The organism is Brockia lithotrophica, assembly GCF_003633725.1.
GTDB lineage: Bacteria > Bacillota > Bacilli > Thermicanales > DSM-22653 > Brockia > Brockia lithotrophica.
In genome coordinates this window covers 239,735-255,541 of record NZ_RBIJ01000001.1, presented here as the reverse complement: position 1 = coordinate 255,541, position 15,807 = coordinate 239,735, and the positions used below count along the sequence as shown (strand labels likewise).

The following is a 15,807-nucleotide window of genomic DNA, read 5'->3' as shown; positions in this document are numbered from 1 at the left end:
AGCCGTCAGGCGATGATCTCGAGCTCGCGGAGCTTTTCCTCGGGCACGACGCCGTCCCGCCAGCCGCGGACGCGGTAGTACTCGTCGAGCATTTCGTCGAGATGGCTCACCATGCCCTCGGACTTCCCCGCCGCCGGCTCCTTCAGGAAGCGTTCCGGCAGGTGGTCGTCCTCACGCCGGTTGAAGCCGGCGAGGTTGTTGTAGTAGCGCTCGAGATTGTAAATGCGCTCCCCGATGCGGAAGAGTTCCTCTTCCGTGATCTCCATGCCCGTGAGTGCGGAAAACTGCCGCGCGTAGTGCTCCGGCGTCTCGGAAAACGTCGAGAACTTGCACACGTCGAGGGAGTCCGTGAAGGCGAAGAGGTCCTGAAACCACTTTTGGAGTTCGCCCTTCCCGGCCACGGCCGTACGGTCCACAGGGTAGGGAATCCCGAGGATCTCGGCGCTGATCGTGTAGCCACGGAGGTGGCAGGCACCGCGGTTGCTCGTCGCGTACCCAAGGCCAATCCCCTGAATGGCCCGCGGGTCGTAGGCGGGGATGGACTGCCCCTTTACGGACATGGAGATCTCGGGCGCCCCGAGGGACTTGGCGAAGCGGGCCGGCCCCTCGGCGAGGTCGTCGCCTACCCCGCTTCGCTCGGCGATCGAGCGGAGGAGTTCAATCGCGCGGTCGGCGTCTCCCCAGCGGATCGCGTACCCGATGAGCCCGCGCTCGTAGGCCTCCATCGCCACGGCGATGGCGTTCCCCGTCTCGATGGTGTCCATGCCGAAGTCGTTTGCGAGGTCGATCATGCGCGCCACCGCTTCGCGGTTGGTGACGCCGATGAGCGCCCCGAGGGCCCAGGCGGACTCGTACTCCATGCTCCCGGCGGGGACCGTCGTCCGATACTTCCCCTCCCGCACGACGACGTCCTTTTTGCAGCCTACGGGGCAGGCGTGGCAGGTGTGGTCGCGGTAGAGGATCGTCTCCCGCACGCGTTCTCCGCCGATCTCCGCCGCCCCTTCGATCACCGTCGTCTTGGCGTTGTACACGGGGAGGCCGCTCACGCCGTCGATGATGTTCATGAGCACGTTCGTCCCGTACACGGAGAGGCCGCCCTTCTTGGGCGCCGTAACCGCCCCGTGAAGGATCGCCCGCAGCCCGTCTTGGTTCGCCTTGTGGTAGGCGGTCTCATCGTAGGCGACGAAGTCGCGGTCGCGGGCCGACCCCTTGACGACGATCGCCTTGAGCCGCTTGTAGCCGGCTACGGCCCCGGTGCCGCCGCGCCCCGCCGCGCGATCGTCCTCGTTGATGAACGAGGCAAAGCGCACGAGCCGCTCGCCCGCCGGACCTATGGCCATCACGCTTACGTCCTCCGGACGACTGCCCCCGTGGCGTTCCCGCAAGACCCGCACGGTCTCCCGCACGCCGAGGCCCCAAATGTCCGACGCGTCGCGGATTTCCGCTCGCCCATTTTCAATGTACAGGTAGACCGGCTTTTCGCTCCGTCCGCGGATGAGGATGTTGTCCACACCCGCCCACTTGATCCGGGCGGCCGTCCATCCGCCCATGTGCGAATCCGTCACCGTCCCCGTGAGGGGGGACTTCGTGACGACGGCCAACCGTCCGCTCATGGGCGAGCGCGTCCCCGTGAGCGGGCCCGTCATGATCGCGAGTAGGTTTTCGGGCGAGAAAGGCTCTACGTGCGGCCCGTTGTCGAACACGTACTTTACGCCGAGGCCGCGGCCGCCGATGTACTTCCGAACGAGTTCCCAGTCGAGCGGCCGTTCTTCTACCGTGCCCCGCGTGAGGTCCACAAGGAGTTCGCGGTTGTTGTACCCGCGCAGCATCGTACCCACGCCTCCCTTTTAAGACAAGTTTCGAGGAAACGGGTGCCGGGACGTCGAAAGCCGCAATACGGGTGGGGGTGTTTCTCTTTGCCATTATACCCTATTTCTTCCTGAAAGCGTTTACTCGGTGAGAACCGTTTCGATCGTTCGGCACCGCCTCGGCTTCAGGGAAAGAGCTCGCGCACGAGAGGATGTTCTCGCCGTAAGGTTGCCGTCGGGCCGGCGGCGAGCACGCGACCGCGCACGAGGACGACCGTGCGCTCCGTGAGGTCTTCCAAGTCGCGGTAGTCGTGGCTGATGAGGAGGAGGCTCGTCCCCTGATCTCGCAGGATCTCCCGGAGGGTCGCCTTGAGGGGCGCACGCGACGTGACGTCTACGGCGGCAAAGGGTTCGTCTAAAAAGAGCACCTCCGGCCGCAGCGCCAGCGCGCGGGCGAGGGCGAGGCGCGCCCGCTCCCCACCCGAGAGGGAGCGGGCGCTTCGTCCCGCAAAGACTTCCAGCCCAAAACGCTCGAGCCAGGCGTACGCCTCTTCCCTTGCCTTGTTCCGGCCCAGGCCGCGAATGCGCAAAGGGAGGTAGATGTTCGCCAGCACACTACCCGTAAGAAGCGGCGGATCCTGAAAGACGACGGCCATGCGCCGGCGGAGTTCTGTCGGAACGGTGCGGCTTACGGGTACGCCGAACACCTCGCGTTCCCCTTCCGTCGGCGTAAGAAGAAGGGCGAGGACCTTGAGGAGCGTCGTCTTTCCCGATCCGTTTGGGCCCGCAAGACCGAGACGCTCCCCCGCGGCGAGGTGGAGGTCGATTCCGTCCAAGATGGCACGTCCGGCGCGTACGACGCGCACCCCGCGCACGCGGAGGACGTCTCCCACGGCGATCCCCCCTTCGGCAACGCCTCGCAACCCGGATTCCGCGATCAACCTTCCCGGACGCGGTGCTGGAGGTAGGTGAGGAATGCGGTGACGGCGAAAGACAGGGCGAGAAGGAGAAAGCTGATTGCCAGCGCCCGGTCGAATGCCCCCTTCGACACCTCGAGTACGATCGCCGTCGTGAGCGTCCGCGTTTCCCCGCGGATGTTGCCGCCGACGATCATCGCCGCCCCCACTTCGGAAATCACCCGTCCGAAGCCGGCAATCACCGCAGCGAGAAGCGGCATGCGAATTTCCCGCAAGAGGAGGTAGAGGTACGTCGGCGGCGTCGTCCCCAAGGAGAGGAAGAACTCGTGTAGCCGCTCTTTGGCACCCGCAGCCGCCGCCGCGACGAGGGCGACGAGGATCGGCGTCGTGAGGATCACCTCGGCGATGACGATGGCCGCAGGCGTGTAGATGAGGCGCAGGGCGCCCAAAGGCCCGTTCCGCCAGAGAAAAAGGGCCACCCACAGCCCGACGACCGTGGGCGGAAGCCCCATTCCGGCGTTAAAGATGCTTAGGAGCACCCCGCGGCCGCGAAAGTGCACGACGCCGAGGAGGACGCCCAGCGGAAGGCCGATGAGGAGGCTGATCCCGAGCGCCCAAACCGCGATGCGGAGAGAGAGCCCGAAGATCGCGAAGATTTCCGGGTCTCGGGCCAAGAGAATCCGCACCGCCTCGCGGAGTCCCGACCACACGAGATCCACAGCGTTTTACTCCTTCCCCTCTTTCGCGTCGGGGAAGAAGAGGGGCTGCCCGTACTTGTCGACGCCGAACTCGCCAATGAGCTTTTGCGTCTCGGGCGACACGAGAAACTCGACAAAGGCCTTGGCACCCTCCGCATTCACCTTGGGGTACTTTTCGGGGTTCACCTGCATGACGTGGTAGATGTTGAGGAGGTCCTTGTCGCCCTCGCGGACGATGGCGAGGTCGAGCTTGTTCTTGTAGGCGAGGTACGTACCGCGGTCCGTCAAGGTGTACGCGCGCTTTTCGTTGGCGATGAGGAGCGTCTGCCCCATCCCCGTACCGCTTTCTCTGTACCACGCCTGTCCCTTAGGATCGACGCCGGCCGCCTTCCAGAGGACGAGTTCTTTCTTGTGCGTACCCGAATCGTCGCCCCGGGAGACGAAGCCCGCGCCGGAGGCGGCGATTGCCTTCATGGCGGCCTTCAGGTCTTGGGCTTCCTTGACCTTGGCCGGGTCGTTAGGGGGACCGACGAGGACGAAGTCGTTGTGCATGACGAGGCGGTAGTTCGTCACCGTGCCGTCGTCCACGAGCGGCTTTTCGGAGGCGGGAGCGTGCGTGAGGAGGACGTCGGCTTCGCCCCGCTTCCCCATCTCAAGCGCCTGCCCCGTGCCGACGGCGACGACCTTGACCTTGTAGCCCGTTTGCTTTTCGAAGATCGGTACGAGGTAGTCGAGAAGGCCCGTGTCCTGCGTGCTCGTGGTCGTCGCGAGGACGACGTCCCGCACGGCGGGCGCCGGTTGCGGCGTTTCCGCGGACGGAGCCTTCGTTTCCGGGGATGTCCCGGCAGGGGCCGACTTGCCGCAGCCGGCAAGGGCTCCAAAGACGGCAAACCAGAAGACAAGGGCGGCGACCGCCCAGCGGCGCTTGCCCGCGATCGTTCGGAACATGCGGAACCCCCTATTCGTCGTTTGTGTGCCTCTTTTCGTCGGAATACTTGTAGTAGGACCCTACATCTTGTCCGCGGCGGGAGCCTTCCTGCGGGACTTAGACAACAAAACTCCCCGACACCCAGAATCCCAAACGCGGGTTACTTCTGGACTTCCCCCTCTTCCGTCCACGCGAGGGCGCGGGCGTACTCCTCGGGCGTGTTCATGTTGAAGAAGATGCGTTCCGCCTCCTCCGGAGTGAGCCCGAGCTCTTCCGCCCGGACGTAGCGCACACGGATTCGTTCGTACACGTCGACCATGCGCCGCCGCCCTTCGAGGAGCACGGCTTCGAAGTGCGGCGCCGTTTCTTTGCGGTACACCGCATATAGGGTGTGCACCTGACCGCCCACTTCGGGGACCGCGGCGTCGTATCCTTCAGAAAGCTCCACCAGGCGAAGGGCGACCTCCGCGGAGACGAAGGGCATGTCGTTTGCCACGACGAAGACGCGATCGAAGCGGGCGAGAAGGAGTCCCGCGTGTACGCCGGCTACAGGACCCTGTCCCGGGTAGCGGTCGCGTGTCATGGGAAGGCCGAGGTCTTCGTAAGCTTCCGGATCGTTGGTGACCAGACAGACGTCCGGAAAGTGCGGGCGCAAGGTCTCCACGATGCGGCGGATGTTGGGAAGCCCGGCGACGGGGAGAAACGCCTTGTTGCGCCCCATGCGCGAAGATTTGCCGCCGGACAAGATGCACGCGCTCCGCACGCGCCTCCCTCCTTCTCGAACTTTGGAGGGCGAGATCCCTACCGATCTCGACCTTCCTCCGCCTGGGGCCTCCCGTAACCCTCCTCTTCGGCGGCGACGTCTAAGGGGTAGGTAAAGGCGTCCAGGAGGAGGAGCTCGAACGGGTCGGAGAGTTCGAGCGCGGGAATCCCCTTTACGTAATGGCCGCAGCGATCGCACACGTCGACGCGAACCCTGTCGCGATCCACGTCAAAGAAGAGGACTTCCAAATGATTTGGGTCGTCCTCGCCGCAGGCGGGACAGCGAAGCCGCGGAAACTCCCACGCGGCGCCGCAGCTCGGACAACGGAGAACCCGTTCGCCTCGGTCCCCCACGAACTCTCCCAAGTGCGGAAGGGCGCCGCAGAAGGGGCAGCTCCCGTGGCCCCAAACCTCGAGGGGTACCCGATCTTTGCCCAGCCACGCCTCCCGTACGGCCACACGCGTCGGGTACAAGGCGAAGAAGAGCCACGCCTCGAGCGCCTTAGGCTGCACTTCCAGGCGTTCTGCCGCTTCGTGAACGGCAGCTCCCTCCCCCGCCCACGCCGCGGCGAGGAGCGCAAGGCGCTCCGCGGGTAAAGTCTTCTCCAGGACCTCCCAAAGCGAAGCGCGCACTTCTTCGGAAAACCCTTCCCAGGCGGCTACGAGCGGAAGCAGACTTTCCGCGTGGGAGAAATCGACCGAGGCTTCGATCGCCCGAAGAAGTGGCGTTCCCGCCCGAAGGTGCGCTTGAACTTCTTCTTCGGGCACCCGGGGAACCGAAGCGGCAAACGGGTGTGCCGCATACACCCCGAGAAGGTCGACGTACGCTTCCCGAAGCTTTGCAAAACCTTCGTCTTCCTTGATTTCTTCGGGAAAGGGCATCGTCTCCCACATCTGCACAATGCGCTGTACGTCCACGTCCGTCGCTCCTTTAGACGCTTACTCACTCGACCCGGAAATCGCCCCGACGCGCCTCCCGCAGAGAGAGAAGGGCGGGGCTCCTCCGTCTCCTTCGCCCGTCCGGTAGACGAGGAGCCCCTTTGGGGAATCGTCTTTTTCCCTTTGCTCCTTAAGAGGACGAGGTTACGCCTCTCCTGCGACCTTCCCGCCGGTTCCCCGGGTATGCGGGACTTCTTCTCGGGCGAGCACCTGCTTCACCCACTTCGGACTGTGCTCCTCGGCAAACTCCAAAGGAACGTACCCTGCTCCGAACCGGAACATCCCCTTGAAGTCGTCGAAGAGGTAGAGAGCCAGGGGAATGTGGACTACGAGCACGAAGAGCGTCACGAAGAGGGTAAACCACACGTGTACGTCGAAGAAGATCTTATTCCACACGTGCGGCAACGCGCCGGGGAAGAAGTACATCTGCCACCCCGTAACGATCACGGTGGGAATGGCCAAAAGAACGACGACCCCGAAGAACTTTTGGCCTGCGTTGTACTTCGTCTGCGGGTATTCTTTGGGCTTCCCAAGGCGGAGGATCTTCTGCGGGTACCCGCCCAGGTTCGTCCACCACAGCCACGTATCGCGATCCCAGGTGAACATCTCGCGCACGAGGGCGGTAAAGCTCCGCCAGGCAAAGAGAACGTACCCGAGAGACGCAAAGGTGAGAAGCGCCCCGGCGTATACGTGCCACTGGATGAAGGACACCGCCGTAGGTCCGCTCACCCACCCGAATTTTACCCCAAACCCCGTTACCGCAAGCGTAAACCAAGAGAGAAGGAGGAGAAAGTGCATCGTCTGACTCGGCAGGCGATGCTTGAGAATCCACCGCCGCGTCTCGGCCATTGGCCGCCACCCCCGTTTCCACCGCGTTTTCGTGCGGGTTTACCGCCTTCCGCGCTCACTCGCTTTCTTCCTTAATCGTCGGCGCATCCGTCCGCGCGTCCGCGAGGGCGGCGAGGCCGACGAGTCCCGCCGCCACGGCACCGACGACGCCGAGGACGGGAAGTTCGTTTTCGCGGTTCGGCACGGAAACCTCTTCCGGCAGGCCGTACACCTTGGGCTCGTCCAACAGGATGTAGAAGACGTTCAGCCCGCCGGCGATGTCCTCGCCGTACACGCGCGCCTTGTCCTCGCCGCGCGCCTGAAGCTGGGCCACGCGTTCGCGGGCGTGCTTCCGGAGCTCGTCCACGTCGCCGAACTGGATCGCGTCCGTTGGACAGGCTTGGGCGCACGCCGGCTGCATCCCGTGTTGCAGTCGGTCGTAGCAGAGCGTGCACTTTTGCGCCACGTGCTTTTTGGCGTCTACGTGAATCACGCCAAAGGGGCAGGCCCGCTCGCACGAACCGCAGCCGATGCACACGTCCTCCTGCACGTACACCGATCCGAACTCCGTGCGCACGATGGCGCCGGTCGGGCAGACATTCATACACGCGGCGTCCGTACAGTGCTTGCAGGAATCGGAAAGGAAGAGCCAGCGTCCGTTGTGGTTTTCGTCGAACTGCTCGATGAACTTCACGTGGCGCCAGGTGGTCGCCGTAAGGCGGAGCGTGTTGTCGTAGCTGTCCCCGGAAAAGCCGATGTGCTCTTCCATGGGGAGGTCGTTCCACTCCTTACAGGCCACCTGACACGCTTTACATCCGATGCACAACGACGTATCGATGAGCATCCCCTTAGCTCCCAACGCCGACACCCCCTCGTGCTCCCGCGTTTAGCCTTCGACCTTGCGGATGTTGCACGTGAAGACCTTGGATTCGTGGATGCGCGAGTTCGGCTCGCCGACGATTGCCGTCAGGTTGTTCGTGATGTCGCCCTTCACCACCGCTCCGGCGTACCCCCAGTGGATCGGAAGCCCCACGACCTGGTAGACTCGGCCGTCGACGACGTAGGGGCGGATGCGCCGCGTGACGAGGACACGGGCGCGCACGCGGCCGCGTTCGGTGGTGATCTCCACCCAGTCGCCGCTCTTCACCCCGATTGTCTTGGCGAGTTCCGGCGAAATCTCCGCGAAGAGCTCGGGCATGAGCTCCGAAAGCCACGGGAGGTTGCGTGACATGGCGCCTCCGTGCCAGTGTTCCGTGAGGCGGTACGTCGAGATGATGTACGGGTACTTCTCGTTCGCCACGCCGTGGAGGACGTTCCGCGGGATCTTTTTGTAGTAGACGGTCACGGGGTTGTGCGGGTACTTGGGATACAGGAGGTTCCCCACGGGCGTCTCCACGGGTTCGTAGTGCGTCGGAAGCGGTCCGTCGGCAAGCGGGGCAAAGATCCCCAAACGTCCGTCGGCCATCATGATGAATGGATCGCGTCCGGAATGGGCGTCGAGGCCGATCCCGTCGGGCTTCGCCTCGGCGGTGGGCGCCTTGGCCGCCGGGAAGTCCGGAACGTCGTCTCCGACCCACTTCTTTTGCGCCTCGTCCCACCAGATGAGCTTCTTGTTTTCCGCCCACGGACGCCCGTTCGGGTCGGCGGAGGCGCGGTTGTAGAGGATGTGGCGGTTTGCCGGCCATGTAAAGCCCCAGTTCAAGGCGTAGCGCCCCTGGGGATCGCGGGAGGCGGCGCGGTTCGTCTTGGGGTCGGGGTAGATCCCCGCGTAGATCCAGTTCCCGCACGCCGTGGAGCCGTCGTCCTTGAGCTCGAGGAAACTCTTCACGTGGGAGCCGTCGGCCACGTTGTAGCCGTTGATCTCCTTGAGAATTTTGAGGATGTCCGGCCCTTCGTTCGGGTCGCTCCCCTCGTAGTCCCACGTGAGGTGCTGGATCGCCCAATCGCGCGGGTTCGTGCTGTTCGCGTAGAGCTTCTTGAGCCGCTTCCCGAGTTCGTACGTGAAGTACAGATCGCCGCGGGCGTCTCCCGGCGACCTGCCGGCCTTTTCTCGCCACTGCGCCGTGCGCCCAGTGTTCGTGATGCTCCCGGACTTTTCGGCGAAGGCGGCCGCAGGGAAGACGAAGATCTCCGTCTGGATTTCTTCGGGCTTGAGCTTCCCTTCTTTGACCTCTGGCGCGTCCTTCCAGAAGGTCGCCGACTCCGTGAGGAACGGGTCGACGATCACCATCCACTTGAGCTTAGGCAGGGCGTCCGTGCGAATGAACGAGGCGTGCTGCCCGCTCGTGGCGATGTTTTGCCCCATCTGGATGAGACCCTCGACGATCCCCTGGCGCATCTGGTCGAGGATCCCGAAGATCGTGTGGTCTCCGAAGGCCCGCGGGAGCGAGTTGAAGCCGAAGTCGTTTTCGGCCGTCGCGTGTTCGCCGAACCACGCCTTCAGAAGGCTCACGACGTACTTCGGCGTGTTCGCCCACCACCCCGTGGGCTTCGTCACCTTGAGGAGGTACTCCTCGAGGCTGTTGGCACCCTTCTGCGGGAAGGCGATGTACCCCATGAGGTAGTTGGCGAGAAGTGGGAAATCCGAGGCGCCCTGTACGTTGGAGTGCCCGCGCATCGCGGCAATCCCCCCGCCGGGGCGCCCGATGCTCCCCAAGAGTCCGAGGAGGATCGTCGAGGTCCGGATGATCTGCGCGCCTACCGTGTGCTGCGTCCAGCCCATGGAGTAGACGAATGCCGCCGTCTTGTCCGGCCGACCTACCTCCGCGAGCGTCTTGGCGACGTAGAGGAAATCCTCTTTGGATACTCCGCAGATCTTTTCCACCATTTCTGGCGTGTAGCGGCTGTAGTGGCGCTTCAAGATCTGGAAGACCGTGCGCGGATGCTGTAAGGTATCGTCACGCTTCGGCCGCCCGACGCGGAGCTTTTGCGCGACGCGCTCCGTGAGCGTCTTGGGCTCTTGAGAGGAGGGCACGAGCTCCTCGCGCTCGAAGTCCCAGAGCTTCTGGTTGTAGGCGCCCTTCTCCGGATCGTAGCCGACGAAAAGCCCTTCCAGGTCTTCCGTATCCTTAAAGTTCTCGTTCACGAGGAAGGGGGCGTTCGTGTAGTTCACGACGTATTCCTTGAAGTACAGGTCGTTTTGCAAGATGTAGTTCACGAGCGCCCCGAGGAAGACGATGTCTGTCCCCGGCCGGATGGGCACATACTTGTCCGCCGCGGAAGCGGTGCGCGTAAAGCGCGGGTCGACGACGATGAGCTTAGCCCCGCGCTCCTCCTTGGCCTTGAGCACCCAGCGGAAGCCCACGGGGTGGTTCTCTGCCATGTTCGACCCCATGATGACGACTACGTCGCTGTTGTAGAGGTCCTGCACGGCGAGGGTCATCGCCCCGCGTCCAAAGGAAGCCGCGAGGGCGGGAACGGTGGAGGCGTGGCAGAGGCGGGCGTTGTCGTCGACGTTTACGAGTCCGAGGGCGCGCAGGAGCTTGATGTGAAGGTAGAGCCACTCGTTTTCGTTCGTCGAACCGCCGAGGTGGGCGATGGCCGGCGTGGCCATGATGAGGTTTCCGTCCTTGTCCTTCTCGACGAACGTGCGGTCGCGCGTTTCCTTGATGAGCTGGGCGACGCGGTCGAGGGCCCAATCGTACGGCTTCTCTTCCCACTCCGTCCCCCCGGGGCGGCGGTAGAGAACCTTCGTATTGCGCGCGGGGTTGTTCACGAGCTGGAGGGCGGCCGACCCTTTCGAACACAGGGCGCCGCGGTTGATCGGGCTGTCGGGGTTGCCCTCGATGTGGACGATCTTCCCGTCCACGGACGTGGCGAGCATTCCGCATCCTACGGAGCAGTAGGGGCACACCGTCGGGTACGTCTTGCCCTTCTTGATGTCGAGCTGGATCTTCGCCGTTCGGGCAAAGGCCTTCTGCGCTCCCGAAAGGCCAAAGATCGATGCGGCGGTCACGGCAAATCCCGCACGCTTCAAAAATTCGCGCCGCGTGATGACGGCCATGGAACTCCCCCCTCAAGTCGCGTTTAGAGTGAGCTGGCGAGCTCGCTTCCCACCTTGTCCCCCTCGAGCCGGCCGCCCGAGGTGTAGAGGATCGCGTTGCCGCCGCGGACGTAGCCGAGGACGTCCATCCCGAGTTCTCCTGCGAGGAGGACCGCCTGATGCGTCGCCGCACTGCGCGAAGCCGCGACCCCGATGCCATAGCGAGCCGCCTTGAGGATCATCTGAAGCGTGAGCCTCCCCGTTCCGAGGAGGAGAATTTCCTCCCCAGGAATCCCGTGCCGCAGGGCGTAGCCGATCACCTTGTCCACCGCGTTGTGTCGTCCCACGTCTTCCCGAAGGATGAGTTCCCCTCCCTGGGTGACGATGGCCGCCCCGTGGACCCCACCCGTGGCCTTGTACTTTTCCATGGAACGCACCATCGCCGTCATGTAGTCCTTGATCTCGGCGATCGTACCGCGCCAGGCACCGCGCACGGGGTAGATCTCCGATGCCCGCAAAGCCGAGCGCAAGCTTTCGCACCCGTCCCCGATGCCGATGAACCGGGCGAGCTCTTGCCCCGCCCGCTCCCAGGCGCGCCGCGCACGAAGCGGGTCGCGAAGCGCCACGCGGGCTTCGAGGACGAACCCGCGGCGCACGAATTCCACGTCCCGAATGTCCTCAGCCGTTTCGATCATCCGGTTGGCGTACAAAAAGCCGGCAAGCCAATCCTCGAGATCCTCCGGCGTAATTTGAAACGACCCCGCGGCGACCCCCTCTACGACGAGCTCCAGCGTGTACTCCTCGGGCATGCCCTTCATCGCCCTTCACCTCCTCCGCGGGCACCGAGAATACCCCTATAGGCATAGTGGAAAGCGAATGAAATGTAACCGCTTTCACGTCTTCAGCCTTACTCTACCTTTTCTCCCCTTGTTCGACAATAGGTACGCAAAAACGGGACACAAAGTCGGGCTTGCGGGATTGAGAAGAAAAGTACATCCTGTAAAAGAACAGAGGAGAGGGGATTCTACCTGAGAAACGTTCTCATGAACGTCCTTTCACAAAGTCTCGACCGCCGCCCACGCGCAAGGAAAGCAACCCCGCCCGCCTTTGCCAGAAACAACCCCAAAACGCGAAAACGCGGCAGGCACCTTCGTGCCCGCCGCGACGGAAAGGATGAAAAACATGCGAAAAACAAAAAAGCCGCTCGGCCCGGGCTCAACCCCCGCTCACCGGCGGAATTACGGCCACGAGCGACCCCGGAGAAACCGGATCTTCGTCCGAAGCGTAGGCTTCGTCTACGGCAAACGCGGAAACCTCCCAAAGGTCCCGAGCTTCGGGATACCGCTCGGCGAGGGCGGAGCGGATTTCGCCTACGGTGATTCCTTCCCGGTAGGGAACTTCGACCTCGCGTGCGCCGACGCGCTCCGCGACGGCGGAAAAGAGGCGAACGCGGACCGAAGAAGCGGACACGGAGCCCCCACCTCCTCACGAAAACCGGGGCGGAAAAGCGAAACGTCACAGGCGAGGAGTAGGATCAGAGACGACTTCCGTAGTCGAGGAAGCGGAAGGCGTATTCCCGACCGGTCCCCCTCCCCTTTCCTGCCCGACGCTTTCTCCCATCGCCTCGGGCGCCGCTCCCCCACCCGCCGCAGGAGGAGGAGTCTTTCCCCGGTACAGGTGGAGCTTTTCGGCGACCCAGGCGACGAAGACGCTCAACTCGTAGAGGAAGAGAAACGGAAGGAGGGCAAAGAAGCTGGACAGGAGATCGCCGCGGAAGCCGAAGACGACGAGGAGAGCCCCGGCAAAGTACACGTAAGGCCGGAGGCGTACGAGGGAGGCGTGGTCGAAGACGCCGATCTGCCCGAGGAAGAGGACAATTACGGGAACTTCGAAGATGAGCGACACCGGTAAGGCGAGCCGGAAGAAGAAGCTGATGTACGCGTTGGCGCTCAAGAGGAGGGGCAAATCGAGGAGGTTGTTGAACCAGGTGAGCACGTCAAAGAGGACGGGAAAGAGGATCGCATAGGTGAAGAGGATCCCCACGAGGAACGCGAGGACCGTGAGGGGGATGTAGCGGACGGCGATCCTCGCTTCTTCCTCCGTGAGCCCCGGGCGGACGAAGAGGTAGATTTCCCAAAGGGCGTACGGAATGGTCACGAACAGGGCGAAGTAAATCCCCACCTTGAGGTAGAGGACGATCGCGTCCGAAGGGGCAAAGGCGTACCATTGAATCCCCACGGGGTTTAGAAGCGGGAGAATCTTGCTGGAGAGAAAAATCCCGAGAAGCGCGGAAAAGAGAAAGAAAAAGAGGATGCGGATGAGCCGTTGCCTGAGCTCACCCAAGTGCTCCGTGAGGGTCATCCGCTTTTCCGGCCCGTAGGGATCCTCGCGTTTGCGAAACACGACGCCTCACCTGCCCTTTGGGGACACGTCCGGAGTGTGCCCCAAAATCCAAGCCTCCCCGTCCTCCCGGTGTTCCTTCTTCCAAATCGGCGTGATTTCCTTCACCCGGTCGATCACGTAGCGGTTGGCCGCATACGCCTCCGCGCGGTGGGGTGAGGCCGTGGCGATCGCGACGGAGGCTTCGGAAATCGCGATCGGGCCGAGGCGATGGACGACGGCCACCCGTACCTCCGGCCAACGCGCGCGCACCTCTTGGCCAATTTCCTCGAGGGTCTTGAGCGCCATAGACTCGTACGCCTCGTAGGAGAGGGATAACGTGCGCTTCCCTTCCGTCCATTCCCGGCCGACGCCCAAAAAGAGGACTACCGCCCCCATCTCCGGACGGGTCACGAATTCGAGGAGCGGTCCGGGGTCGATCGGCTCCCGAACGAGCCCGAAGCGCCCCCATTCCACCTCCCGCCAGAGGGGGAGTTCCCCATCCCCTCCCGTTTCCCGGCGTTCCATCGTCGCAGATCTCTCCTTTCCGCATCTTCGCCCGTGGTCGATCCCGGGGCGAAAACCCCTTTTCACCGAGCGGACGAACCGGAAAGCTCGTACGTTCGCCGCCCGAATCCCGCCATTTTGCGGTCCAGGCGGCGTACGCCGTCGGCGATTAGTGCGGCGCCACGTCGAGGAGGACGGTTTCCACCTCCGTCCCTGCGGGAAGGTCTTCCCCCGCGGGCAGGTAGAGAAGGGCGTTGGCGCGAACGAGGGTGGAGAGGTACGAAGAGGAATCGGGCCCGAGCGTTCGCGCTACGATGCGACCGCCCTCCCAGCGGTAGCACCCGCGGGCGTACACGGGAAGGCGCCTGCGTCCGGGGATCGCCTCCTCGAGTACGGCGGGAACGCGGGGATGGAGGGCGCGTTCCGGAGAAAGGCCCATATACGCGAGGACGTAAGGGCGGACGAAGATGTAAAAACCGACGAAGGCGGCCCCGGGATTGCCCGAAAGCCCAAAGAGCATGCGCCCGTCGACGTGCGCGACCGTCGTGAGTTGTCCCGGACGAAAGGCGAGGCGGTCGAAGAGGATTTCTCCGCCCACGCGCCGAAACGTCTCGGGGATCAAGTCGTAGTCCCCGACGGCAACGCCCCCCGTCGTAATGAGCACGTCGACTTCCTCGAGGGCCGAGCGGACGCGGGCGTAGAGGAGCTCCCGTTCGTCGGGAACGACACCGTAGACGTGGGCGCCCATACCCAACATAGCGACTTGGGCCCCGAGCATGAAGGAGTTGGACTCGCGGATCTTGCCCAGGACGAGCGGTTCGTCGGGGGCGAGAAGTTCGTCGCCCGTGACGAGAATTCCAATGCGGGGGCGGCGCCCTACACGCACGCGCGTTCGGCCGAACGTCGCAAGAACGGAAATCGCCCCCGGAGTGAGGAAATCGCCGGGACGGAGGAGGACTTCTCCTTGACGGATGTCCTCCCCCGCCTCAAACACATCGCGTCCCGGGGGAAGCGGGCGGCGGACGACGAGCGTGTCGCCTTCGACCTCTCCGTCCTCGAGGCGCAGGAGGGTGTCGGCGCCTTCGGGAAAGGCCGTGCCGGTCATGAGGCGCACGGCTTCTCCCGCACCGAGCGGGGCATCGTACGTCCTTCCCGCGGCGAGTTCTGCCACGATGCGCAGGCGAACGGGACGATCCGGAGAAGCCTTTTCGACGTCTCGGCTCCGGAGGGCAAACCCATCGGCGCCGGCACGGCGAAACGGCGGAAGGGAAAAGTCCGCCACAAGGGTATCGAGGAACACGCGGCCCGCCGCCTCCGCCAGCGGTACCTCTACGGGTTTTGGCGGAGGAACGTGGGCCACGATCCTCGCGAGGGCTTCTTCGTAGGGAATCGGCGTACGTTCGGTAACGGGCAAAAGGTACACCCCTCTTCCTGCTGGATTGGCTGGCGCCCCCTCCCGCGCAGCGATTCTCTCGCCTCGGCTTTTGCCGGCAAACGTCGCGACGCGGCCGAAGGCTGTTCGCTCTAGACGCACGTGCGCGGAAGAGGCTCAGTCCTCTTGTAGTCCCCGGACTTTCCCCCCCGCTTCTCGAGAAGGTACGCGGGGCCGAGGACGAGCGTCCGGTCGACGGCCTTGACCATATCATACACCGTAAGCGCCGCGACCTGCACGGCCGTAAGCGCTTCCATTTCCACGCCCGTCTTCGCCGTCGTCTTTACCTCGGCGCGGATTTCGAGAACGCGCTCCTCGGGAAAGAAGGCGAAATCGATGTCCACGGAGGTGATGGGCAGGGGGTGGCACATGGGAATGAGTTCCCAGGTGCGTTTGGCGGCCAAGATGCCCGCAACCTGCGCGACGGCGAGGACGTCCCCTTTGGCGATCCCCCCTTCTCGGATCCTTTGCAAGGTTTCTGCCTGCATCTGTACGCGGGCCACGGCAACGGCAACGCGCTCGGTTTCCGGCTTCGCGCTGACGTCCACCATGCGCGCCCTTCCGTGTTCTCCGATGTGGCTCAGTTCGTGCTCCATGCTCGAACCCGTCCCGCCGTAGGCGCGGGGA

15 protein-coding genes are annotated in these 15,807 nt (G+C 63.9%); all 15 read right to left on the bottom strand.

Translation table 11 applies throughout. The features are described from left to right. Nucleotides 1-5 precede the first annotated feature (5 nt). The 15 genes from C7438_RS01135 to moaC all read right to left on the bottom strand — a co-directional run bounded on the left by C7438_RS01135 (nucleotide 6) and on the right by moaC (nucleotide 15,776). Complete coding sequence (locus tag C7438_RS01135; protein WP_121443515.1) at nucleotides 6-1,829, bottom strand: aldehyde ferredoxin oxidoreductase family protein; 1,824 nt, start codon at nucleotides 1,827-1,829, stop codon at nucleotides 6-8. Between the two features lie 164 nt (nucleotides 1,830-1,993). Further along, nucleotides 1,994-2,701, bottom strand: a complete 708-nt coding sequence (locus C7438_RS01130) for an ATP-binding cassette domain-containing protein (RefSeq protein ID WP_245956405.1) — start codon at nucleotides 2,699-2,701, stop codon at nucleotides 1,994-1,996. 44 nt (nucleotides 2,702-2,745) lie between these two features. Continuing rightward, nucleotides 2,746-3,444 carry an ABC transporter permease gene (locus tag C7438_RS01125; RefSeq protein ID WP_121443513.1) on the bottom strand — a complete coding sequence of 233 codons (699 nt, stop codon included), beginning with the start codon at nucleotides 3,442-3,444 and terminating at the stop codon, nucleotides 2,746-2,748. Between the two features lie 6 nt (nucleotides 3,445-3,450). Next, on the bottom strand, nucleotides 3,451-4,371 hold the full coding sequence (locus C7438_RS01120) for an ABC transporter substrate-binding protein (protein ID WP_121443512.1): 921 nt from the start codon (nucleotides 4,369-4,371) through the stop codon (nucleotides 3,451-3,453). Nucleotides 4,372-4,511: 140 nt separating this feature from the next. Then, nucleotides 4,512-5,114: a molybdenum cofactor guanylyltransferase gene (gene mobA, locus C7438_RS01115; protein WP_121443511.1), complete on the bottom strand. Its 603-nt coding sequence runs from the start codon at nucleotides 5,112-5,114 to the stop codon at nucleotides 4,512-4,514. Between the two features lie 38 nt (nucleotides 5,115-5,152). Beyond that, the gene (locus C7438_RS01110; RefSeq protein WP_121443510.1) at nucleotides 5,153-6,031 is read right to left on the bottom strand and encodes a formate dehydrogenase accessory protein FdhE domain-containing protein; all 879 of its coding nucleotides are present in this window, start codon (nucleotides 6,029-6,031) and stop codon (nucleotides 5,153-5,155) included. Between the two features lie 165 nt (nucleotides 6,032-6,196). Further along, nucleotides 6,197-6,901 (bottom strand): cytochrome b/b6 domain-containing protein, encoded by a 705-nt coding sequence (locus tag C7438_RS01105; RefSeq protein WP_121443509.1) that lies wholly within the window; start codon nucleotides 6,899-6,901, stop codon nucleotides 6,197-6,199. Nucleotides 6,902-6,956: 55 nt separating this feature from the next. Next, on the bottom strand, nucleotides 6,957-7,739 hold the full coding sequence (locus tag C7438_RS01100; protein WP_211322003.1) for a 4Fe-4S dicluster domain-containing protein: 783 nt from the start codon (nucleotides 7,737-7,739) through the stop codon (nucleotides 6,957-6,959). A 27-nt stretch (nucleotides 7,740-7,766) separates the two neighbouring features. After that, a complete protein-coding gene (gene fdnG, locus C7438_RS01095; RefSeq protein ID WP_121443508.1) occupies nucleotides 7,767-10,883 on the bottom strand; it encodes a formate dehydrogenase-N subunit alpha in 3,117 nt (1,038 codons plus the stop codon). A gap of 23 nt (nucleotides 10,884-10,906) precedes the next feature. Beyond that, a complete protein-coding gene (gene fdhD, locus C7438_RS01090) occupies nucleotides 10,907-11,680 on the bottom strand; it encodes a formate dehydrogenase accessory sulfurtransferase FdhD (protein ID WP_121443507.1) in 774 nt (257 codons plus the stop codon). Nucleotides 11,681-12,077: 397 nt separating this feature from the next. Further along, nucleotides 12,078-12,332 (bottom strand): MoaD/ThiS family protein, encoded by a 255-nt coding sequence (locus tag C7438_RS01085; protein ID WP_121443506.1) that lies wholly within the window; start codon nucleotides 12,330-12,332, stop codon nucleotides 12,078-12,080. Between the two features lie 45 nt (nucleotides 12,333-12,377). After that, nucleotides 12,378-13,265, bottom strand: coding sequence for a twin-arginine translocase subunit TatC (gene tatC, locus C7438_RS01080; protein ID WP_121443505.1), 888 nt, complete (start codon nucleotides 13,263-13,265; stop codon nucleotides 12,378-12,380). A gap of 6 nt (nucleotides 13,266-13,271) precedes the next feature. Further along, on the bottom strand, nucleotides 13,272-13,769 hold the full coding sequence (locus C7438_RS01075; RefSeq protein WP_121443504.1) for a molybdenum cofactor biosynthesis protein MoaE: 498 nt from the start codon (nucleotides 13,767-13,769) through the stop codon (nucleotides 13,272-13,274). Between the two features lie 148 nt (nucleotides 13,770-13,917). Further along, nucleotides 13,918-15,162, bottom strand: coding sequence for a molybdopterin molybdotransferase MoeA (locus C7438_RS01070; protein WP_170143462.1), 1,245 nt, complete (start codon nucleotides 15,160-15,162; stop codon nucleotides 13,918-13,920). 110 nt (nucleotides 15,163-15,272) lie between these two features. Next, nucleotides 15,273-15,776 carry a cyclic pyranopterin monophosphate synthase MoaC gene (moaC, locus tag C7438_RS01065; RefSeq protein WP_121443502.1) on the bottom strand — a complete coding sequence of 168 codons (504 nt, stop codon included), beginning with the start codon at nucleotides 15,774-15,776 and terminating at the stop codon, nucleotides 15,273-15,275. Nucleotides 15,777-15,807 lie beyond the last annotated feature (31 nt).

Coding starts and splice junctions, on each gene's coding strand:
- fdnG (WP_121443508.1), bottom strand. CDS start 10,883: ATGGCCGTCATCACGCGGCGCGAATTTTTGAAGCGTGCGGGATTTGCC.
- C7438_RS01120 (WP_121443512.1), bottom strand. CDS start 4,371: ATGTTCCGAACGATCGCGGGCAAGCGCCGCTGGGCGGTCGCCGCCCTT.
- moaC (WP_121443502.1), bottom strand. CDS start 15,776: ATGGAGCACGAACTGAGCCACATCGGAGAACACGGAAGGGCGCGCATG.
- fdhD (WP_121443507.1), bottom strand. CDS start 11,680: ATGAAGGGCATGCCCGAGGAGTACACGCTGGAGCTCGTCGTAGAGGGG.
- C7438_RS01135 (WP_121443515.1), bottom strand. CDS start 1,829: ATGCTGCGCGGGTACAACAACCGCGAACTCCTTGTGGACCTCACGCGG.
- C7438_RS01105 (WP_121443509.1), bottom strand. CDS start 6,901: ATGGCCGAGACGCGGCGGTGGATTCTCAAGCATCGCCTGCCGAGTCAG.
- C7438_RS01075 (WP_121443504.1), bottom strand. CDS start 13,769: ATGGAACGCCGGGAAACGGGAGGGGATGGGGAACTCCCCCTCTGGCGG.